At 68.9% G+C, this 19400-nt stretch carries 23 protein-coding genes; 12 read left to right on the forward strand and 11 right to left on the reverse strand.

What is annotated here, in order from left to right:
* Window positions 1-9 precede the first annotated feature (9 nt).
* Entirely contained in the window at window positions 10-717 is a 708-nt protein-coding gene (locus OG876_RS10645; RefSeq protein ID WP_328524638.1) for a FadR/GntR family transcriptional regulator, read from the reverse strand.
* The gene (locus tag OG876_RS10650; RefSeq protein WP_328524639.1) at window positions 714-1886 is read right to left on the reverse strand and encodes a DUF4185 domain-containing protein; all 1173 of its coding nucleotides are present in this window, start codon (window positions 1884-1886) and stop codon (window positions 714-716) included. The genes OG876_RS10645 and OG876_RS10650 overlap by 4 nt, the downstream gene beginning before the upstream one ends.
* Window positions 1887-2024: 138 nt before the next feature.
* On the opposite strand from OG876_RS10650, the gene OG876_RS10655 reads away from it, so the two are divergent.
* Window positions 2025-2411 (forward strand): phage holin family protein, encoded by a 387-nt coding sequence (locus OG876_RS10655; RefSeq protein WP_328524640.1) that lies wholly within the window; start codon window positions 2025-2027, stop codon window positions 2409-2411.
* A gap of 1 nt (window position 2412) precedes the next feature.
* Window positions 2413-2835 carry a low molecular weight protein-tyrosine-phosphatase gene (locus OG876_RS10660; RefSeq protein ID WP_328524641.1) on the forward strand — a complete coding sequence of 141 codons (423 nt, stop codon included), beginning with the start codon at window positions 2413-2415 and terminating at the stop codon, window positions 2833-2835.
* On the opposite strand, the gene OG876_RS10665 is transcribed toward OG876_RS10660, so the two are convergent.
* Entirely contained in the window at window positions 2832-4043 is a 1212-nt protein-coding gene (locus OG876_RS10665) for a pyrophosphate--fructose-6-phosphate 1-phosphotransferase (protein WP_328524642.1), read from the reverse strand. The genes OG876_RS10660 and OG876_RS10665 overlap by 4 nt on opposite strands.
* 120 nt (window positions 4044-4163) lie before the next feature.
* On the reverse strand, window positions 4164-4628 hold the full coding sequence (locus tag OG876_RS10670) for an Lrp/AsnC family transcriptional regulator (protein ID WP_328524643.1): 465 nt from the start codon (window positions 4626-4628) through the stop codon (window positions 4164-4166).
* 89 nt (window positions 4629-4717) lie between these two features.
* Here OG876_RS10670 and OG876_RS10675 point away from each other — a divergent pair, with 89 nt between their 5' ends.
* On the forward strand, window positions 4718-5629 hold the full coding sequence (locus tag OG876_RS10675) for a DMT family transporter (RefSeq protein WP_328524644.1): 912 nt from the start codon (window positions 4718-4720) through the stop codon (window positions 5627-5629).
* Window positions 5626-6600, forward strand: coding sequence for an LLM class F420-dependent oxidoreductase (locus OG876_RS10680; protein ID WP_328524645.1), 975 nt, complete (start codon window positions 5626-5628; stop codon window positions 6598-6600). The genes OG876_RS10675 and OG876_RS10680 overlap by 4 nt, the downstream gene beginning before the upstream one ends.
* On the opposite strand, the gene OG876_RS10685 is transcribed toward OG876_RS10680, so the two are convergent.
* Window positions 6593-7594, reverse strand: a complete 1002-nt coding sequence (locus tag OG876_RS10685) for an acetamidase/formamidase family protein (RefSeq protein WP_328524646.1) — start codon at window positions 7592-7594, stop codon at window positions 6593-6595. The two genes, OG876_RS10680 and OG876_RS10685, sit on opposite strands and share 8 nt — an antisense overlap.
* A gap of 138 nt (window positions 7595-7732) precedes the next feature.
* On the opposite strand from OG876_RS10685, the gene OG876_RS10690 reads away from it, so the two are divergent.
* The 4 genes from OG876_RS10690 to OG876_RS10705 all read left to right on the forward strand — a co-directional run bounded on the left by OG876_RS10690 (window position 7733) and on the right by OG876_RS10705 (window position 12353).
* Entirely contained in the window at window positions 7733-8425 is a 693-nt protein-coding gene (locus tag OG876_RS10690) for a response regulator transcription factor (RefSeq protein WP_328524647.1), read from the forward strand.
* Window positions 8422-10047, forward strand: a complete 1626-nt coding sequence (locus tag OG876_RS10695; protein ID WP_328524648.1) for a sensor histidine kinase — start codon at window positions 8422-8424, stop codon at window positions 10045-10047. The genes OG876_RS10690 and OG876_RS10695 overlap by 4 nt, the downstream gene beginning before the upstream one ends.
* A 101-nt stretch (window positions 10048-10148) precedes the next feature.
* Window positions 10149-11573: a S1C family serine protease gene (locus OG876_RS10700; protein WP_328524649.1), complete on the forward strand. Its 1425-nt coding sequence runs from the start codon at window positions 10149-10151 to the stop codon at window positions 11571-11573.
* Window positions 11574-11645: 72 nt separating this feature from the next.
* A complete protein-coding gene (locus OG876_RS10705) occupies window positions 11646-12353 on the forward strand; it encodes a pirin family protein (RefSeq protein WP_328524650.1) in 708 nt (235 codons plus the stop codon).
* Here OG876_RS10705 and OG876_RS10710 read toward each other — a convergent pair.
* Window positions 12350-12679 carry an L-rhamnose mutarotase gene (locus tag OG876_RS10710; protein ID WP_328524651.1) on the reverse strand — a complete coding sequence of 110 codons (330 nt, stop codon included), beginning with the start codon at window positions 12677-12679 and terminating at the stop codon, window positions 12350-12352. The two genes, OG876_RS10705 and OG876_RS10710, sit on opposite strands and share 4 nt — an antisense overlap.
* A 246-nt stretch (window positions 12680-12925) precedes the next feature.
* On the opposite strand from OG876_RS10710, the gene OG876_RS10715 reads away from it, so the two are divergent.
* Window positions 12926-14833: a penicillin-binding transpeptidase domain-containing protein gene (locus OG876_RS10715; RefSeq protein ID WP_328524652.1), complete on the forward strand. Its 1908-nt coding sequence runs from the start codon at window positions 12926-12928 to the stop codon at window positions 14831-14833.
* 125 nt (window positions 14834-14958) lie between these two features.
* Entirely contained in the window at window positions 14959-15267 is a 309-nt protein-coding gene (locus tag OG876_RS10720) for a TFIIB-type zinc ribbon-containing protein (protein ID WP_328524653.1), read from the forward strand.
* Window positions 15268-15270: 3 nt separating this feature from the next.
* Here the strand turns inward: OG876_RS10720 and OG876_RS10725 are convergent, their stop codons facing one another.
* From OG876_RS10725 to OG876_RS10735, 3 genes are read right to left on the reverse strand one after another with little or no spacing between them, the layout of a single operon-like run.
* Window positions 15271-15498 carry a PaaI family thioesterase gene (locus OG876_RS10725; RefSeq protein ID WP_442914168.1) on the reverse strand — a complete coding sequence of 76 codons (228 nt, stop codon included), beginning with the start codon at window positions 15496-15498 and terminating at the stop codon, window positions 15271-15273.
* 15 nt (window positions 15499-15513) lie between these two features.
* On the reverse strand, window positions 15514-15684 hold the full coding sequence (locus tag OG876_RS10730; RefSeq protein WP_328524655.1) for a PaaI family thioesterase: 171 nt from the start codon (window positions 15682-15684) through the stop codon (window positions 15514-15516).
* Between the two features lie 9 nt (window positions 15685-15693).
* Entirely contained in the window at window positions 15694-16008 is a 315-nt protein-coding gene (locus tag OG876_RS10735; protein ID WP_328524656.1) for a WhiB family transcriptional regulator, read from the reverse strand.
* 133 nt (window positions 16009-16141) lie between these two features.
* On the opposite strand from OG876_RS10735, the gene OG876_RS10740 reads away from it, so the two are divergent.
* Together OG876_RS10740 and OG876_RS10745 are read left to right on the forward strand one after the other, a co-directional pair.
* The gene (locus OG876_RS10740) at window positions 16142-16606 is read left to right on the forward strand and encodes a GNAT family N-acetyltransferase (protein ID WP_328524657.1); all 465 of its coding nucleotides are present in this window, start codon (window positions 16142-16144) and stop codon (window positions 16604-16606) included.
* Window positions 16607-16649: 43 nt separating this feature from the next.
* Window positions 16650-17753 (forward strand): DNA polymerase IV, encoded by a 1104-nt coding sequence (locus tag OG876_RS10745; RefSeq protein WP_328524658.1) that lies wholly within the window; start codon window positions 16650-16652, stop codon window positions 17751-17753.
* Here OG876_RS10745 and OG876_RS10750 read toward each other — a convergent pair.
* Both OG876_RS10750 and OG876_RS10755 read right to left on the reverse strand, forming a co-directional pair.
* Complete coding sequence (locus OG876_RS10750; RefSeq protein WP_328524659.1) at window positions 17731-18483, reverse strand: SDR family NAD(P)-dependent oxidoreductase; 753 nt, start codon at window positions 18481-18483, stop codon at window positions 17731-17733. The two genes, OG876_RS10745 and OG876_RS10750, sit on opposite strands and share 23 nt — an antisense overlap.
* 26 nt (window positions 18484-18509) lie before the next feature.
* Window positions 18510-19346 (reverse strand): SDR family oxidoreductase, encoded by an 837-nt coding sequence (locus tag OG876_RS10755; protein WP_328524660.1) that lies wholly within the window; start codon window positions 19344-19346, stop codon window positions 18510-18512.
* Between the last annotated feature and the right edge of the window lie 54 nt (window positions 19347-19400).

A 19400-nucleotide genomic window follows, 5' to 3' on the forward strand; every position in this document is an offset into this window, starting at 1 on the left:
CTCTCAGCTTCAGGGGTGCTGAAGTCGTTCGTTGATGACGGCAAGGACTCCGTCGAGGTGCTCGTGGGTGAGTCGCTCGGCCAGCTCGGTGTCCCCGGCGCGGACCGCGTCGTAGATGGCGCGGTGCTCGTCCAGGTCGGTCTGCCGGTCACCGTGGATGTGCAGGATCTCCAGCTGCTCCCGGACGTTCACGACGGTGACTGACTCGACCACCTCGGCCAAAGTCGCGTTCCCGGACGCCTGCGCGAGTGAGCGGTGGAAGTCCATGTTGACCTCGGCGAGCTGGGCATGGTCGCCGGAGGCGATCAGCTCGGCCGCCGCGGCGAGATCCCGGCCCATCTGCGCCAATGCGGCCTCATCGCGGACCCGTGCGGCCAGTGCAGCGACGGGTGGCTCGATCAAAGCGCGCGCCTGGAGCAGCTCGACCAGGCGGTCGGCTGACGGCGCCAGGTGGAGCGGGTTGGCCAGAATCAGCCGGCCGACGTGCGGGCCGACGTACACGCCGGATCCGTGCCGGAGCTCCACAGCTCCGGTGGCCTCCAGCCGCCGGAGTGCTTCCCGGATCGTCGGTACGGCGACCTTGAACCGGTCCGCGAGTGACCGGACCGACTCGAACTGGTCGCCGGACGACAACTTCCGATCGGCGATCAGAGCCAGCATCGAGGTCGCCAGATCGTCCAGGAGGCTCCGGCGTACGACGCCACCCGACGCGCTCATGGTGCGGCCGTCAAGGTGACGCCGACGAACCGCGGGCGGTAGATGCTCACGTCGGCGTACAGATCGGTGTTGGCGTCGAGGCTGTTGACGTTGTAGCTGACCAGGAGCGTGTTGCCGCGGCGCAGGTCCGGGTGGTCGTGGGAGTTGTACGTGATGATGTTGGCGTTGCCGTAGCTACCGGTCGCACCGGTCTCCGGGGTCTGGTAGAGCTCGACCGGCTTCACGAACGGACCGGTCGGCGAGCAGGAGAAGTACCCGAGGACTCGCTTGCTGAACAGCTCGGTCGTGTCATGCGTGACCAGCACGTAGCCGTCACCCCAGCGGGTCACACTGTGCTCGTTGGCAACGCCTTCGAGCACGCGAGACGACGCAGTCTCGTCAGCCGACCAGCCAGAACCGGTCCAGTACTCCCACGGCTTCGCGGTCAGGTCGTCGCCGCGAACTCGCGCGACATGGTCGTACTTCGCGGAGCCCAGGTCCTCGACGCCATAGATGTAGGTGTAGCCGCCATCACGCAGCAGCCAGCCGGACCACTGCACGTTGGCGGCCGACGGGAGCGGCGTGAGGCTGCGCAGCTTGAGCGTCTTGCTGTCGAACCGGGCGAGGTAGTTGCTGGCCCAGTGCCAGTCCCACTGGCCGGTGCCGGTCCGCTCGAACCGCAGGGCGACGACATCGAGGTTCCGGCCGGCGCCACTGGTCTGCGCGGCACCGACCCAGTACCAGCCGTTGGACGGCGGTGGTACGAGCGCTGTCGGGTTGGTCGCCGTACCGCCGGTGACGGTCTTCAGCGTGCCGCCGCGCTGGATGACGAACGAGTTGTTGATGAACGGCGTCGTGGTCGGCCGGCTGCCGTCCGGGTTCACCGGACCGAGGAACGTGTCCGAGAAGATCCACGCGGTCCGCCCGCCGGACAGGGGGACCGAGTACGTGCTGTCCGCGCCGGTCCAGCCCTTGCCGGTGTTGCTGTAGGCGTTCAGCAACCCCTCGGGCGCGGCGTGCGGCTCGGCGGTCGCCGTCCAGTTGGTCCGGACGGTGTTGCAGTCCTGGGCGGCGCCCACCGGCTCGGCTGCAGGCTGACCGGCTGACGCCGTCGGCGCTGTAGCGATCACGGCAGCCGCGGCACCCAACGCCACGACCACGCTCCACCGGCGTGACTTCTTGGCTCCCACCCTGGCCTCCTTGGGCACTGATTGACCTCAGGAACGAAAATGATCAGATCACTTGGTCATTAGCCTGTCAAGACTCAGGGTTGGATCAGGGCGCGTACGGGGGCGTGACGCTACCGCCGGGGTGGGAGGATCGGCGGCATGAAGAACTTGGTCATCAGACTGCTCGCCAACGCGGTCGCGCTGGCTATCGCGACCTGGCTCGTCGGCGGCATCACCCTGGAGGGCGCGACCACCGGACGGCGGATCCTCACGCTGCTGATCGTCGCCGCGATCTTCGGCGTGGTGAACGCCTTCGTGAAGCCGGTGCTGCAGTGGCTCTCGTGCCTGTTCATCGCCCTGACGCTGGGCCTGTTCCTCTTCGTCATCAACGCGGTGATGCTGCTGCTTACGTCGTGGATCACCGGCAAGCTGGACGTCCAGTTCCACGTCGACGGCTTCTGGTCCGCGCTGCTCGGCTCCCTGATCATCACTTTCGTCGGCATCGTGCTGAACGTCGTGCTCCCGGACAAGGCGGAGATCAAGTGACGTGAGGCGGATCGAGATCGTCTGCTCCGGGAACATCTGCCGCTCGCCGATCGGCGAGGTCGTGCTGCGCGCGAAGCTGGCCGAGGCGGGGATCGACGACGTCCAGGTCACGAGTTCGGGCACCGGCGGGTGGCATGCCGGCGAACCGATGGACCCGCGGGCCGCGGCGGCCCTGCGACGGCGCGGGTACGACGGGAGCACGCATCGGGCCCGTCAGTTCCGGCCCGGGTGGTTCGCCGAGCGCGATCTCGTACTGGCGATGGACTCAGGTCACTTGGCCGCGTTGAGTGGCTCCGGCGAAGTCCAGTTGTTCGCGGAGGACGACGTACCGGATCCGTACTACGGCGACGAGGCGGACTTCGACGAGGTCCTCGCGCAGATCGAGAAGGCGGCCGACCAGTGGGTCGGCCGCCTCCGCGGCTAGCTCTGGCCGATCTCGGCCTTCAGCGCGACGAACCAGTCGACGTTCGGGTCGAACTCCTTGCCGCCGGCGATCCGCGGGAACTCGATCGCGCGCAGCTCGTCGCCCCGCTCCTCGTCGTGTCCGACGACGCCGCTCTCACCGCGCAGCGCGGCGTCGACCGCGTAGTCGGCGCACTCCTTGATCAGCGCGAGGTCGCGGTCTCCTGCGGCGGCCGAGCGGCTGAAGTAGCCGCTCTTCTGCACCATCGTCTTCTCCGCGCCGATCCGCTCCGCGAACTGCTTCGCGAACCAGGCGCCCGGGTTGATGGTGTCCAGCTTGACGTGCCCGAACGGGTCCCGGCCGACCTCCTCGCCGCGGGCCTCCATCTCGGCCACGATCGACGGTACGCCGGCGCCCTCGGACAGGAAGATGGTCACGCAGTCGTTCTCGTCCATCACCTTGCGCAGCCGGTCCGCCTCGGCATCCAGGTCGATCGTTGCCTCAGGCACGTAGACCGCGTGCACGTCCCAGCCGGACTGGTCCAGGCCGATGCCCGGGTTCCAGTCCTGCTCGGCCAGCCACTCGCGGTACGACCGGGCCGTTGCCGCGGTCAACCATCCGCAGTTGCGGCCCATCACCTCGTGGACGATCAGCATCCGGGGGTTCGAGCTGTGCTCGGCGATGATGTTGCGGGCGAACAGCGCGCCCTGGTCGGCCGCGGTCCAGGCGCCGAGACTCTGCCGGATCGGGATCACGTCGTTGTCGATGGTCTTCGGCAGGCCGACCACGGTCAGGTCGTAGTCGTGCTCGTGCAGGTACGCCGCCAGGTCCGCGGCGGTGGTGTTGGTGTCGTCACCACCGATGGTGTGCAGGACGTCGACACCGTCGGCGACCAGTCGCTCGGCCGCGACCTGGAGCGCGTTCTGGCCGTCCTGGATCAGACCGCGCTTCACCAGGTCGGCGGTGTTGGTCAGCTTGACCCGGCTGTTGCCGATCGGGCTGCCGCCGAACTTGTGCAGCAGGGACGCCTTCGCCCGGACCTCGGGCGTCACCTCGAGGAACCGGCCGCTGAGCAGGCCGTGGTACCCGTTCAGATACGCGATGATCTCCACGTCGGGCGCCACCTCGGTGTAGCGCTCGATCAGCCCGCCGACGGCGGACGACAGGCAGGGCGCGAGCCCGCCGGCGGTGAGCAGGGCAACTCTGCGGACAGACTTGTCGGCAGCCATGGGCAGGGTCCTTCCAGACGTCACTGAAGTCGCCCCCAGACTAGTGATGAAGACCACTCGCGGCGCTGGTTGGGGTTCAACCAACGGCGGTTGGGGGTCGGCCGGCGGTGGTCGGGGGGTTCAGTTCAACGGCACCGGGCGTGGGGGTACCGGGGTGGAGACGATGAAGGAACTGGTGGTCTGGCCGTGGACGAGGAACTTGTCGAGGACTTCCTCCAGGCCGGCGATGGCGGCCACCTGGACCCGCATCAGGAAGCAGTCCTCGCCGGAGATCCGGTGGCACTCGACGACTTCCGGCGTCCGCTCGGCCAGCGCGATGATCCTCGGGATCTGCCCCGGACCAGGCCGCAGCCGCACCCACGCGGCGACCGGTAGCCCGAGCGCCGCCGGGTCCACCTCGAGCCGGTAGCCGCGAATCACCCCGGACTCCTCCAGCCGGGTGACCCGCTCGCGCACGGTCGGAGCCGAGACTCCGAGCCGCCGGGCCAGCTCCGTGGTCCGCAGCCGCGGATCCGCCGTCAGCTCCGTCAGCAGACGCAGGTTCAACTCGTCGAGCGCCGGCCTTTCGGTTTGAAGGTATTGCACGCCTTCTGCGTTCGTTCCGGCAACCATCAGGATCCTCTTCAGCTCATATCGCCATGGGAAACCGCAGATTCGGTTCCTAGGGTAGTCACGTGACAACCATCGTGGAAGCTCCGGCCAAGAGCCTGCTGGCGACCGGCGCGGCTGGTGTGACCGTGCTGGTGTGGGCCTCCTCCTTCGTCGCTATCAGGCACGGCGGCCGGGAGTTCTCCGCCGGCGCCATGTCGCTGGCCCGCCTCGGGGTCGGCAGTGTCCTCCTTGGCGTGTTCCTCCTGATCCGCCGCCGGCAGAACCCGGCCGAACGCCAGTGGCCGGCCAAGCGGGACTGGTTGCCGCTGCTGGTCTTCGGTCTGCTCTGGTTCGGCGTCTACAACCTCGCCCTGAACGAGGCCGAACGCCGCCTCGAGGCCGGCACCGCGGCCATGCTGATCCACATCGCCCCACTGCTGATCGCCTTGCTCGCCGGCCTGACCCTCGGCGAGGGCTTCCCCCGGCAGGTGGTGATCGGCAGCCTGATCGCGTTCGGCGGCGTCCTGCTGATCGGCATCTCGACCTCCACCGGCCGCGCCGAGACGTGGGGCGTCATCCTCTGCGTCACCGCCGCCATCTCGTACGCCGTCGGAGTCGTCACGCAGAAGCCGCTGCTCAGCCGGCTCCCGGCGGCCCAGGTGACCTGGCTCGGCTGCACGATCGGCGCGATCGTGTGCCTCCCGTTCGCCCCGCGGCTGATCGACGAACTCCGGACCGCGGACGGCGCGACGATCTGGTGGGTGATCTACCTCGGTGCCTTCCCGACCGCGCTCGGTTTCACCACCTGGGCCTTCGCCCTCCGGCGGACCAGCGCCGGCAAGATGGGCGCCACGGTGTACGCGGTCCCGGTGATCGCCATCGTCCTGGGCTGGCTCTTCCTCGGCGAAGCCCCCGCTCTCCTCGCCCTGGCCGGTGGCGCCTTGTGCCTGACCGGCGTGGCGATCTCCCGTCGTACCCGAAGGAGCAGTCGATGAAGTTCGGAGTGTTCGTTCCGCAAGGCTGGCGGATGGACCTGGTCGAGTTCGACGACCCGGTCGAGCAATGGGAGGCGATGACGGCTGTCGCGCGCGCCGCCGATGCCGGTCCCTGGGACTCGATCTGGTTGTTCGACCACTTCCACACGGTTCCCGAGCCGGTCCGCGAGACGGTGTTCGAGGCCTGGACGGCCACGGCCGCGCTGGCCCGCGACACCCAGCGGGTGAACATCGGCCAGATGGTCGGCTGCAACGGCTACCGCAACCCGGCGCTGTACGCGAAGATCGCGTCCACCGTCGACGTCGCCAGCCACGGCCGCCTGTACGCCGGGATCGGCGCGGGCTGGTACGAGCACGAGTGGAAGGCGTTCGGCTACCCCTGGACCGACCTCAAGGACCGGATGGGGTCGTTCGCCGAGTCCGTCGAGCTGATCCACCGGCTGTGGACCGAGGACGACGTCGTCTTCAACGGCACGTACCACTCGGTCGACAAGCCGATCCTCGAGCCGCGTCGCAAGCCGAAGCTGTGGATCGGTGGCGGTGGCGAGCGGGTCACGCTGAAGCTGGTCGCACAGTACGGCGACGCCTGCAACGTCGGCACCGGTCGCGTCGACGTCATCGAGCGCAAGCTTGCCATCCTCCGGCGGCACTGCGACGACGTCGGCCGCGACTACGACGAGATCGTGAAGTCGACCAGTCTCAACGTCTTCCCGGTCGAGGCCGGCGCGGATCCGGGCGTCGCGACCGCCAAGGCGCGGGGGCGCTACAGCCTGGACGAGTTCACCGAGATCGGTGCCGGCGGGACGCCTGGCGCACTGGCTGAGGTCGTCACGAAGAAGCAGCTCACCGAGCACGTGGAGCAGTTGGCCGAGGCAGGGATCGAGTACGTCCTCGTGTACATCCCCGGCGTCGCGTACGACCACGAGCCGATGCAGCGGTTCGCGGAGGACGTCGTACCCGCGTTCAGCTGAGCGAGGCGGCCGCGGAGCGCAGGTGCTCGTGGATGCCGTCGTACACGTTCGTCGCCGGCAGCAGACGCTTCGGGACCTTGGTGACCACGCTGTAGTTGACGTCGACGACGTTGGCCAGTGGAACCTCGCTGATCTGGCTCAAGAGCTGGTAGGCGTCCAGCTTGTCCAGTCCGTACAGCGAACCGAGCCAGCCGACCATGTCGACCTGACCAGCTCTCCACGCGTCCTCGAGCGGGCGGCTCGACCCGACCACGGCCAGGTACTCGTCGTTCTCGATCCGCGGCCACGTCGGTCCGGGCGTCTTGAGCAGCTCGACGATCAGTACGACGTTCATCGCGCCCTCGACCGCGGTCCCGCAGGACTCGCCCTCGCCCTGGCGGTAGTGGCCGTCACCGATCGAGAACAGTGCGCCCTCGACGTTGACCTTGAGGTAACAGGTCGCGCCCGCGCGCATCTCCGGTGTGTCCATGTTGCCGCCGAACACATCCGGCACCAGCGACGACCGAGCCTCGAACGCGGCGGGCGCGAGCCCGACAGTGCCCAGCATCGGCTCCAGTGGCAGCGCGAGCTCCAAGCCGCTGCTCTGGGCGTGGAACCCGACGGTCTGCTTGTCGGAGTCGACCTCGTAGACCCAGGTCCGCTCCGGCAGCGGGTCCTGCAGCGTGGCCGTCCGGTCGGTGCTCGTCAGGCCGCCGAAGAACGGGATGGTCGTGGACACGCCCCAGGTCCGGGCCGGCGTGAGCTCGACGAAGTGCAGCACCAGGGTGTCCCCAGGCTCCGCGCCCTCGACGTAGAACGGGCCGGTCTGGGGGTTCACGAACGGCATCGTCAGCGATGCGCTGGCGAGATCCGCCGTGCTGCGGAGGGTGCCGCAGTACGCGTCCTCGGTCCACAACCGCAGGGCGGTGCCGGGCTTGACCCGGCGGACGGGAGGGACTCCACCGAAGGTCCAGGCGAAGTCGTCGGGCTCAGGGGTGTACTCGAGGACGTCCACGACTGTTCAACCTAAGGTGTCCACGAGGTATTGGGTAGCGATCAGCGGGTTCTCAGGCGATTCTCAAAGAGACGGCCTACTGTCGACACGCGGATGGTCAGATCGGGCTGTCCGGACTCAGGTGAGCGGGAGCGCGCGATGCGGGTACTGGTGGTGGACGACGACCGGGCGGTCCGCGATTCGCTGCGCCGTTCGCTGGAGTTCAACGACTTCGAGGTCGTGACCGCGGCCGACGGCGCCGAGGCGCTCGCGGTGATCGGCAACGTCGAGCCCGACGTCGTGGTGATGGACGTGATGATGCCGCGGCTGGACGGCCTCGAGACCACCAAGGCCCTGCGGGCCGCGGGCAACAACATTCCGATCCTGGTGCTGACCGCGCGGGACGCGGTCGCGGACCGGGTCGACGGGCTGGACGCCGGCGGCGACGACTACCTGACCAAGCCGTTCGCGCTCGAGGAGCTGCTCGCCCGGCTGCGCGCCCTCCTGCGCCGCAGCAGCACGCCCGGCGAGGGCGGCCAGCGCGGCGAGGTCCTGCAGTACGCCGACCTCGTGGTCGACGTGGACGCGCACGAGGTGCACCGCGGCGACGTCGCGATCCCGCTGACCCGGACCGAGTTCTCCCTGCTCGAGCTGCTGATCCGCAACCCGCGCCGGGTGCTCGAGCGCGCGGTCATCCTGGACGCCGTCTGGGGCTACGACTTCCCGACCACCGCCAACTCCCTCGAGGTCTACATCGGCTATCTCCGCCGCAAGACCGAGGTGAACGACCTGCCCCGCCTGATCCACACCGTCCGCGGCATCGGCTACGTCCTGAGGGACACCCCGCCGTGAGTAGGCAACACCCCGACGACTTCCCGTCGTACGCCGGCCAACCACCGCAGGCCGCGTCGGCACCGCACGAACCGGCACCGGCCGGGCTCCAGCCACCGGCCCCGGACAAACCCGTTGCCAATGGCAACGGGAACCGGGTCACCGCGACGGCTGCCCGGACCCAGAGCTGGTGGAACGAAAAACTCCACCAGCTGAGCTTGCATGCCCGAGTCACCCTGCTCGCCGCGGTCGCGGTCGCCCTCGCGGTGGCGATCGTGAGTGTCGCGGCGTACGTGACCGTGCGCCAGCAGATGTACCAGAACTTGGACGACAGCCTGATCCTGCGGGCCGGCCAGGCCGCACAGAAGGGCGTCCTGACCGACCTCAGGGTCCTGGAGAAGATCCCGCCCGACGCGCTCGGCCTGAGCGACATCCAGGTCGGCATGATCACTGCGGATGGGCAGACGTTCGGCGCCGAGCACAGCGTGCTCCCGCCGATGGGGCAGAACGAGATCGACATCGCCCGGTCCCAGGGCGGCGACGCCAGCCTGCGGACCGTCGGCGTCCGCAACGGTTCACATTTCCGGGTCGTCGCCGTACCGGCTCGCTACTGTCCGCCCAATCTCGACTGCGACGCCGACCCGAGCCTCCTTCAGCCGTCGGCGCTGGTCGTCGCGCAGTCGTTGGCGCCGATCGACCAGACGTTGCACAACCTCGGCATCGTGCTGTGGGCCTTCGGCCTGATCGGTGTCATCGGCGCCGCGCTGGCCGGCAACGCCGTCGCCCGGTCCGGCCTCCGGCCGCTGGCCCGGCTGACCGGTGCGGCCGAGCATGTGGCGCGGACCGAGGATCTGAAGCCGATCCCTGTCACCGGGTCTGACGAGATCTCGCGGTTGGCGCAAGCATTCAATGCGATGCTCGCGGCACTGGCGCGCTCTCAGGACCGGCAACGACGGCTGGTGGGTGACGCGGGACACGAGCTGCGTACGCCGCTCACCAGCATCCGGACCAACCTCGACCTGCTTGCCCAGGCGGACAAGCGCGGCGGCCTCAAACCGGAGGACCGGCAGCAGTTGCTGGACGACGTCCGGGCGCAGATGGACGAGCTGACGACGCTGATCGGCGACCTCACCGAGCTGGCCCGCGACACCCCGCAGGTGCGGAACGCGGAGCTGATCGAGCTGTCCAACCTCGTCCAGGACGCGGTGATCAAGGTACGGCGCCGCGCGCCGGGGCTGGAGTGGGACGTCCAGCTGACCCCGTTCCCGGTGTGGGGTGACGAGCGGCTGCTCGGCCGCGCCGTGATGAACCTCCTCGACAACGCGGCGAAGTACAGCGTGCCGGAGGGTGTCACGCCGCGCGGCGACGGACAGCCCGTCGGCCACGTCACGGTCCGGCTGCTGGACGGCGTACTCACGGTGACCGACTCCGGACCGGGGATCGCCGAGCCGGACCTGCCGCACGTGTTCGAGCGGTTCTACCGGTCCAGTGAGGCGCGCAGCCGGCCCGGATCGGGCCTCGGGCTTGCAATCGTGAAGCACGCGGCGGAGCAGCACGGCGGGATGATCTACGCCCGCAACGTCCCCGGCGCCGGAGCACAGTTCACGCTGTGGCTCCCGCACGCCGCGACGCAGACTCGCTGAAGACTTCCTGACCGATCCTTCAGAGGATCTTCATGGAGTTCTTCGACTGCTCCGAGGGGATCTTCAGGGCCCTCTCAGGTCCGGCCGTCAAAGTACTCCTCATGAACGAAAACCCACAGCAGCTGCCGCAGAACCAGCCTGGGTCGAATCCCGAGCAGGGTTCGACGCCGGGGAGCCAGAGCCCGTCGTACGGCGCGAGTCCGCAGGAGCGGACCCAGCAGCTGCCGATGGGTGGCTACGGACCTCACCAGCAGCAGCAATTCGCGCCACAGGGCGGGCAACCGCGGCCGCCACAGGGATCGGGACAGCACCCGGCAGGTGGGAGTGCTTACCCGCAGTTCGGGCCGGGGACGCATCAGGGGACGTCTCCGGGCCCGAGCTGGCCCTACGGTCCGCAGCCCGCTGCACCCGCACCGGAGAAGCCGAAGCGGCGTGGCCTCGCCCTGGTGGCGCTGACCGCCCTCCTGGTCGGCACCGCGGGTGGTGTCGGCGGCGCCGCGGTGTACTCCGCGACCAACGACTCCACCTCCAACACCCCGTCGGTGACGGCCCCGCTGAACGGCAACCAGGCGGCACCCGCCTCGGCGCCGGACGGCTCGGTGCAGAGCGCCGCCGCGAAGGTGCTGCCGAGCGTGGTGAAGATCGCCGTCGCGACCTCGCAGGGTGAGGCGACCGGCTCCGGCATCGTGATCAGCAAGGACGGCCTGATCGTCACCAACAACCACGTGGTGGCCGGCGCCGGCAACGGCGCGACCATCTCGGTGATGCTGAACGACGGCCGGACCGTACCGGCCACGATCAAGGGCACCGACCCGCTCACCGACCTGGCCGTGATCCACGCCTCCGCGACCGACCTCACCCCGGCGAAGCTGGGTTCGAGCGACAAGCTCGCGGTCGGTCAGGGCGTGGTCGCGATCGGTTCGCCGTTCGGCCTGGAGGCGACCGTGACGAGCGGTATCGTCTCGGCGCTGAACCGTCCGGTGACGTCCGGCGACGCGCAGCAGGACAGCACGACAGTCTTCCCAGCAATCCAGACGGACGCCGCGATCAACCCGGGTAACTCGGGCGGCGCCCTGATCGACCTCGCCGGCCAGGTGGTCGGAATCAACAGCGCGATCAAAACCGCCGGAGGATCGGGACAATCCGAAGGCGGCAACATCGGCCTGGGCTTCGCTATCCCGATCGACCAGGCCAAGCCGATCATCGACGAGCTGGTGGCCAAGGGCAAGGCCACGCATGCGCGGCTCGGCGTCCAGGTCGGCGACGCGCAGTCCTCCGACGGGCTCTCGAACGGGGCACGCCTGGGCGAGGTCACGTCCGGCGGTGCGGCGGACAAGGCCGGTCTGCACGCGGGAGATGTGGTGACCGCTGTAGACGGCAAGGCGATCGCGTCAGGGGACGCGCTGGTCGCCGCGGTCCGTTCGCACCGCCCGGGCGATCAGGTGAAGCTCACCATCACCCGGAACGGCCAGACCCAGTCGATCACCGCCACCCTCGGCTCCGACAACGGCAACCCCACCGGCTGACCACCCAACCACCCACGATCCGGGACTGCGCCGCCCACCGAGCGGCGCAGTCCCACTGTTATTACTAGAGCCATGGGCATCGAGATCCGGCGGGCGGACGAGCGGTTCCGGACGGTGAGTGAGTGGCTGGACTCGCGGCACTCGTTCTCGTTCGGACCGCACTACGATCCGGCGAACGTCGGGTTCGGGTTCCTGGTCGCGCACAACGACGAGACCGTTGCCCCGGGCACCGGGTTTGAGACGCATCCGCATCAGGACCTCGAGATCGTCACCTGGGTACTGCGGGGTGCCTTGGCGCACCGCGATTCGGAAGGGAACAGCGGCGTCGTCCACCCGGGCCTGGCCCAGCGGATGAGCGCCGGCTCCGGCATCCGGCACTCCGAATGGAACGACGCCGGCGATCCGGTCCACTACGTGCAGATGTGGGTCCGCCCGGACCGCTTCGACCTGCCACCCTCCTACCAGCAGGCCGAGATCGACCTCAGCACCGGCGAGCTGATCCCCGTCGCCTCCGGCCTTCCTCAGCACGCGACCGGCACCGCAATCCGCATCAACCAGCACTCCGCCGGGATGTCAGTCGCCCGCCTCGCCCCCGGCCAAGCGGTCGCCCTCCCGGCAGCGCCGTACGTGCATCTCTTCGTCGCGCTGGGGACGGCGAGCCTCGAGGGCGCCGGGGATCTCGGTACGGCGGACGCCGTACGCCTGACCGACTCCGACGGGCGACGGATCACGGCCGGCGCGGACGGCGCCGAGCTGCTGGTGTGGGAGATGTCCGGCTAGTCGGTCTGCTCGCTCATGGTCCAGACATGGCGCAGGGACTGGCCGGCGACGCCCTCGGGGTTCTGGGCGAAGCCCTCGACGAACTGGCTCATGTGCTGCTGCCAGCGCTGGTCGACCGGGTCGTTCTTCAACTGCGCGACCGCGGCCTCGAAGTCGTCGGACACGACCAGGTGGAACAGATCGCGGCCACTGCGCCAGATGGACCAGTCGCTGATGCCGGCGGCGTGCATCGCGGCGATCAGTTCCGGCCAGACACGAGCGTGCTCGATCTCGTAGGCCTCTTCGGTACCGGGGATCAGGCGGCTGTGCAGAGCAAGGCGGGTCACAAGGCTGCAGAATACGCCGGGAGTGAGCAATCGGTTGCCGAGTCCACGATTCGCGCAGGCTCTTGACTCTGATTCATCGCGGCGATCCACCTGCCTGATCAGGCGATTCTGCGATTCGATGCCAACTCCGGCCGCCCACCCCGCGTCGTACTTGGGTGGGTTGAGTAGTTTCGCCCTCGTGCCTGCAAAGGCACACGCCGAAGACTGTGCCCGGTGTCCATCCGTCGTCGTGCGAGAGTTGGGAACGTGAAGCGAACCACTGCCATCGTCTGCCTGAGTAGTCTGCTGATCACCGCCGGTTGCTCCGGAAAGAAGGCCGGCGCCGACGGCAAGCCGGACCCGAACGACGAGAAGCAGGCCTCCGCAGCGGTGATCAAGGAGTTCGCCGACGCCTGGGTGAAGGCGTGGGCGCCGGATGGCAAGCCGGACGCGGCGGGCGCGCTCACCGACAATCCGACGGTGTTCGGCAAGCGGCTCGACGACGTGGACACCGCGCTGGTCGCGAGCACGGTCACGGTGGCACCGCAGGGCGACCCGAAGTGCAGCGACAGCAGCAACTGCACGCAGGACCTCGCCGTCGAGGCCCAGCTCCGCGGCATCGGCGCGATGAAGTGGACCAGTACGGCGACCGCCGTGAAGACCGGCGACGTGTGGAAGATCAAGGCCTCCGGCGACACCATCTACCCCGGGCTCGGTGACGCGAACTACCTCAAGCGGGTCCGCGCACTGCCCGCCCGCGCCTCGATCCTGGACCGCAACGGCGTCGCCCTGACCGCGAACCGCCAGGTCGTCATCGTCGGGGTCGCCTCCGGCAACGTGGCGACGCCGGCGACGTACGCGGCCTTCACCAAGAACCTCCAGGTGGACGGCGCGAAGCTCGCCGCCCGCGCGAAGGCGGCGCCGACCGGCCAGTTCGTCGACGCGATCACGATCCGGTCCGAGCAGTGGGAGGCGCTGCGCCCGGTGATGGGCAAGCTGCCCGGCGTGCTGACGATGGGTGGCACGCAGTCGCTGCCGGAGACCGCGACGTTCGCCCGGTCGATCCTCGGCACCATGAAGACGGCGACCGCGGACACCCTGAAGAACGCCGGCCCGACCGCGTCGGCGCAGGACCAGGTCGGGACGACCGGGCTGCAGTACGCGTTCCAGCAGCAGCTCGCCGGGACGCCGGGCGGCACCGTCGCCTTGCGCGACGGCAAGACCAAGCTGACGATCAAGACGGTCTTCAGCCAGAAGGGCACCGCCGGAAAGCCGGTCAAGACCACCCTCGACGCGAACATGCAGCGGTACGCCGAGGCCGCGCTGGCGACCAGCAAGCTGCCGGCGTCGCTGGTCGCCGTCCAGGCCTCGACGGGCCAGATCCTGGCCGCGGCGAACGGGCCGACGGTGGCCAGCTACAACCGCGCCTTCCAGGGGCAGTACGCGCCCGGGTCGACGTTCAAGATCGTCACCTCGGCCGCGTTGCTGGGCAGCGGTGAGACCGCGGCGACCGCGCTGCCGTGCACGAACACGATCAACGTCTTCGGCAAGACGTTCAAGAACTACGACGGCCTGGCGGCGTACGGCGCGGGCACGATGCAGAAGGCGTTCAACGAGTCCTGCAACACCGCGTTCATCTCGCAGCACGCCCGGCTGCCGAAGGACGCGATGACGAAGACCGCGGCGATGTTCGGGATCGGCCGCGACCTCGGGCTGTCGATCTCGGCGTACGGCGGTCAGGTGCCGGCACCCAAGGACGACGTCGCCGAGGCCGCGTCGATGATCGGCCAGGGCACGGTCACCGCGAGCCCGCTGGCGGTGTCGCTGATCGCGGCCACGGTCGACCACGGTACGGCGATGAAGCCGGTCCTGGTGCCGGGGAAGGACGCGGCCGGTCCCGCCGCCTCTCCGTTGCCCGCGGCAACGGTCGCCGCGCTGCGCACGTTCATGCGGACGACGGTCACCGGCGGTACCGCGAAGGTCCTGGCCGGCAACGGCGCTGTCGCCGCCAAGACCGGCACCGCGGAGCTCGTCCAGGGCGGCAAGGTCGTCACCAACGCGTGGATGGCCGGCTACCGCGGAGACGTGGCCTTCGCGGTCATCGTCGAAGGCGGCGAATCCGGCTCCCACGCAGCCGGCCCGATCGTGAAGAACTTCCTCACCCGGTTCAAGTGACATCCGCGTGGTTGGTTGCAGGGGCCAACCAGTAGTGCGGGCGTGTCTGAGAGTTGTGCTCTGAAGTTCCTGAGAGTTGGCTGAAAGGGCCGGATTGCGGGGATTTCGTCACTTAGGGTTGCTGGATGGAGAGCCTGACATGTCCTAAGTGCCGGGGCGCTATGCGGACGTACGAGCGCAGTGGAGTGACCGTCGACCAGTGCAGTGAGTGCCGCGGGATCTTCCTCGACCGGGGCGAGCTGGAGCGACTCGTGGACGCGGAACTGCGCTACAACGCGCCGCAGCAGCCGCGGTACGAGGAGAAGCAGCGGTACGACGACCGCCGGTACGACGACGACCGGCGCTACGACAACGACCGCAAGTACGACCCGCGGTACGGGAACCAGCACGGGCGCAAGAAGAAGAAATCCTTCCTCGAGGAACTCTTCGACTGAGCGTCAGCGGCGCAGGGCGATGACTGTGCCTTGCGCGATCGCGCACAGGGTGGTGGCGCCGGCTTCGTCGACGACCGACAACTCGCAGGTGCAGGTCGCCTGGCGGCTGCCCGCGTGGACGACCTTCGCCTCGGCCCGGAGGACGGTGCCCTGGGCTGGGCGGAGGTAGCTGATCGTGAAACCGCCGGTGAGCACCTCGGGGCCTAGCGCCGTACCGGCCGCGAACGTGATCGCGTTGTCGGCCGCTTAGCCCAGGACGCCGCCGTGCAGGTAGCCGTTCTGTTGCCGGAGGTCGTCGCGGATGTCCAGCTCGAGCGTGGCTCCGCCCGCACCGAACCCGGTCAGCCGGGCTCCCAGCAGCACACTGAACGGCTGTGCCGCGAGGACCTTCTCGGCCAGCTCAAAGGTCAGCTCCATGCCGACAGATTACTGACGCCGGGCGTGTAGGGCGGGCTCGCGTTCCTCCTCGGTGGTGCCTCCCCAGACGCCGTACGTCTCCCCGACGACAAAGGCGTGCTCGCGGCACTCGCGCCGTACCGGGCAGGTCTTGCACAGCGACTTGGCGACCACCTCGCGGGCGTGCTTGCGGGGGCCGCGCTCGGACTCGGCGGCGAAGAACAGCTCAGGGTCGACGTCCACGCAGGCGGCGTGGTCCTGCCAGGCCCAGTTCTCGATCAGGGGCGACGGCAGGCCGGCCGGGGCCTTGCTCACCGCGCCGGCGGGCGGTTTGCGACGCCTCATGGCTGGGATTTCGGCAGTGCTGTCATGGTCAGGCACCTCGGCATCAATCGATTTCACCGCGGCTGGGTCTACAACCGCGGCCACTTGTCCCGGTACCCGTCGGCAAACCCCTCGGGCGGACTATCGTCAGCACGTGACCACGCCACTGGTGACCCTTCGCCCGATCACCGACCCCGAGTTCGCGAGTTGGAGGGACCGCGCCGCCGCGTCGTTCGCGTCCGGCATCGGCCCGGCCCAGGGGCTGGATCCGGCCGGGGCACTCGAGTTCGCCTACCGCGAGACCGACAGGCTGCTGCCGAAGGGCCACAGCACCGACAATCACCTGATCTGGCTGGCCTGCGCGGGTGACGAGCCGGTCGGGAGCCTGTGGATCAACACCAGGACGAGGGGCGCGTTCATCTACGGCATCGAGGTCGACGCCGACCACCGGGGCAAGGGCTACGGCCGCGCGATCATGCTCGCCGGCGAGGACGAATGCCGCCGGCTCGGCTACAGCCAGTTGGACCTCAACGTCTTCGGCGACAACTCCACAGCCATCCACCTCTACGAGTCCCTCGGCTACATCGTCACCTCCCAGCAGATGCGCAAGGAACTCTGACGCGGCCACGGTTACGCTGGGTTGTCGACTCCGGGGAGTGGTGATGAGCTGGTGGGTCCTGCACGTGGACATGGATCAGTTCATCGCGGCTGTGGAGATCCGGCGTCGACCTGAGCTGCGCGGGTTGCCGGTCGTGGTCGGTGGGTCGGGCGATCCGACGCAACCACGGCAGGTGGTCGCGACCGCGTCGTACGAGGCACGCGAGTACGGCGTGCACTCGGGGATGCCGGTGCGGGCGGCGTACAAGAAGTGCCCGCAGGCGGTCTTCCTGCCGTCCGATCCGGCCGCCTACGAGGCGGCGTCGACCGAGGTGATGGACACGCTGCGGTCGTTCCCAGTGGTGGTCGAGGTGTGGGGCTGGGACGAGTGCTTCGTCGGCGCGGAGACTGACGATCCCGAGCAGCTCGCCGCCGACCTGCGCGCGGCCGTGCAGGCCCGGACGAGCCTGACCTGTTCGGTCGGCATCGGCGACAACAAGACCCGCGCCAAGCTGGCCACCACCTTCGCGAAGCACGCGCGTTCCCACGCGGCGCCTTTCGAGGGCGCGAGTACCGCTGAGGTGCCCGGCGTCTATCGACTGACCGGCGCGAACTGGCGGGAGGTGATGGACCACCGGCCGGTCCGGGAACTCTGGGGCATCGGCAGCCGGATGGAGCGGAACCTCAACGAGCTCGGCGTCTTCACCGTCGCCGACCTGGCCGCCGCCGACCTCGACGTCCTCCGCAAGCGCTTCGGGCCGAAGATGGGCGCCTGGTACGCCGCCCTCGGCCGGGGACTCGGCGACACCGAGGTGACCGACGTACCCCGCGAGCCCGTCTCCCGCAGCCGTGAGGAAACCTTCCCCGAGGACCTGGTCGACCGAGCCGACGTGGAGAAGGAACTCCGCCGCATCGCCATCCACGTCACCCGGGACGTCGTCGCCGAGGGCCGCACGATCCAGCGCATCTGGGTGAAGGTCCGCTTCATCAGCTTCTACACCCCGATCAAGAGCCGCAAACTCCCCGAAGTCACCCAGGACCCCGAGGTCGTCGCCACCACCGCCCAAGCCCTCCTCGACAAGTTCGAACTCCGCCGCCCCATCCGCCTCCTCGGCGTCCGCGTCGAGTTCGCCCCGCCGGCTGCTGTCACACCTGATCCGTCGGCATGATCCACAGCTCCCCGACAGCCGCATGCCGGGGACGCGTGACCATGTAGGCAACCCCGTCGGCGACGTCGTCCGGAGCGAGAACCTCGGTCTGCCGGTAGAAGGGATCAATCATGGCCTCGCGCACCTCGCTCCTGTTGTGTGAGCCCAGTTCGGTGTCCACGCCACCTGGCTCGAGTACGCCGACCCGGACATGCCGCTGGGTGATCTCCTGCCGCAGGGATTCGGTGAACCCGTTCACACCGAACTTGGTGAGGTTGTAGACGCCGTACCCGCTCCAAGCCACCCGCCCGGCGATCGAGCTGATGTTGACGACATCGGCGACACGACGCGGACCGTCCTCGGCGGCATTGAGCAGATGCGGCAGGGCGGCGTGCGTGGTGTGGAGCAGACCCTGGACGTTGACGGCGATCATGCGATCCCAGTCCTCAGCATCTGCACCGACGACGGGGCCGAGGAGCATTAAGCCGGCGTTGTTGATGAGTATGTCCAGCCTGCCGAAGTGCTCGACAGTCTGCCGTACGGCGTGCTCCGCCTGAGCGCGGTCAGTGATGTCCGCCTCGACCACGAACGCGGTGCCGATCTCGTCGGCGACGTCCTGCAAACGGTCCTTGCGGCGGGCAACGAGAGCGACGGCGGCGCCGTGGGCTGCGAGCCGGCGGGCGGTGGCCGCGCCGATGCCGCTGCTTGCGCCGGTGACGAGCGCAACGGTGCCGGTCAGGGTCGAGGCCATGGGGTCCTCCTGGTCAGCGTCGGGACTCATGCGTGGGCGAGGTCGCTCGACAGCTCGCGGTACGCGTCGGCCTGGGCCAGCAGGGTGTTGGCCTTCTGCTCGACAGTCGCGACCGCGTCGGCGCCGGCCACGAAGCGCAGTGGCGGCTCGTCCTCGTCCGCGAGCCGCACGAGCGCGTTCGCGAGCTTGGCCGGATCGCCGCCCTGGCGGCCGTCCATGCTCTTCCACCCCGCGACGGTCTCCCGGGTCCGCTCGGCGTAGTCGTCGATGGTTGCCTCGGCGTACTGGGTCGACTCGGGGCTCAGCAGTTCGGTCCGGAAGAAGCCGGGCTCGACAAGCATCGTGCGGATCCCGAACGGCGCGACCTCGGGGGTCAGCGACTCCAGCCACCCCTCGACGCCGAACTTCGACGCGGCGTACGCCGTACAGAACTCCTGGCCGGCGATCCCCGCGGTCGAGGAGATCGTGACGACCAGGCCCGAACGCTGAGCGCGCATCACCGGAAGGACGGCGCGAGTGACCTCGACCGGACCGAACAACGTGGTCTCGAGCTGCGCCCGGAAGTCCTCGGCGCTGAGCTCCTCGAAGAACCCGGCGTTGAAGTTGCCCGCATTGTTGACCAGTACGTCGATGTGCCCGAACCGATCCGTTGCCGCGCGGACGGCGTCCTGGATGCCGGCCGGATCGGTCACGTCCAGCGTGACGACGAGGAGATCGTCGTACGCGCCGAGGGCGGAGCTCACCCGCTCGGCGTTGCGTCCGGTGGCGACGACGGCGTGGCCGGCGGCCAGTGCGGCCGTGGCGATGTCGACGCCGAGACCGCGCCCGGCGCCGGTGATGAACCAAACCTTCTTGTCAGTCATGCTCGTGAACATCCCTCTCATTGATGTGGTGATCCCACGAAAGCAGTCGGCGCG

The organism is Kribbella sp. NBC_00359, from assembly GCF_036097425.1.
Lineage (GTDB): Bacteria > Actinomycetota > Actinomycetes > Propionibacteriales > Kribbellaceae > Kribbella.

Coding starts and splice junctions, on each gene's coding strand:
- OG876_RS10665 (WP_328524642.1), bottom strand. CDS start 4,043: ATGGCTGCCGACAAGTCTGTCCGCAGAGTTGCCCTGCTCACCGCCGGC.
- OG876_RS10645 (WP_328524638.1), bottom strand. CDS start 717: ATGAGCGCGTCGGGTGGCGTCGTACGCCGGAGCCTCCTGGACGATCTG.
- OG876_RS10705 (WP_328524650.1), top strand. CDS start 11,646: ATGGGCATCGAGATCCGGCGGGCGGACGAGCGGTTCCGGACGGTGAGT.
- OG876_RS10730 (WP_328524655.1), bottom strand. CDS start 15,684: ATGGAGCTGACCTTTGAGCTGGCCGAGAAGGTCCTCGCGGCACAGCCG.
- OG876_RS10755 (WP_328524660.1), bottom strand. CDS start 19,346: ATGACTGACAAGAAGGTTTGGTTCATCACCGGCGCCGGGCGCGGTCTC.
- OG876_RS10745 (WP_328524658.1), top strand. CDS start 16,650: ATGAGCTGGTGGGTCCTGCACGTGGACATGGATCAGTTCATCGCGGCT.
- OG876_RS10680 (WP_328524645.1), top strand. CDS start 5,626: ATGAAGTTCGGAGTGTTCGTTCCGCAAGGCTGGCGGATGGACCTGGTC.
- OG876_RS10690 (WP_328524647.1), top strand. CDS start 7,733: ATGCGGGTACTGGTGGTGGACGACGACCGGGCGGTCCGCGATTCGCTG.
- OG876_RS10735 (WP_328524656.1), bottom strand. CDS start 16,008: ATGAGGCGTCGCAAACCGCCCGCCGGCGCGGTGAGCAAGGCCCCGGCC.
- OG876_RS10655 (WP_328524640.1), top strand. CDS start 2,025: ATGAAGAACTTGGTCATCAGACTGCTCGCCAACGCGGTCGCGCTGGCT.
- OG876_RS10750 (WP_328524659.1), bottom strand. CDS start 18,483: ATGGCCTCGACCCTGACCGGCACCGTTGCGCTCGTCACCGGCGCAAGC.
- OG876_RS10700 (WP_328524649.1), top strand. CDS start 10,149: ATGAACGAAAACCCACAGCAGCTGCCGCAGAACCAGCCTGGGTCGAAT.
- OG876_RS10720 (WP_328524653.1), top strand. CDS start 14,959: ATGGAGAGCCTGACATGTCCTAAGTGCCGGGGCGCTATGCGGACGTAC.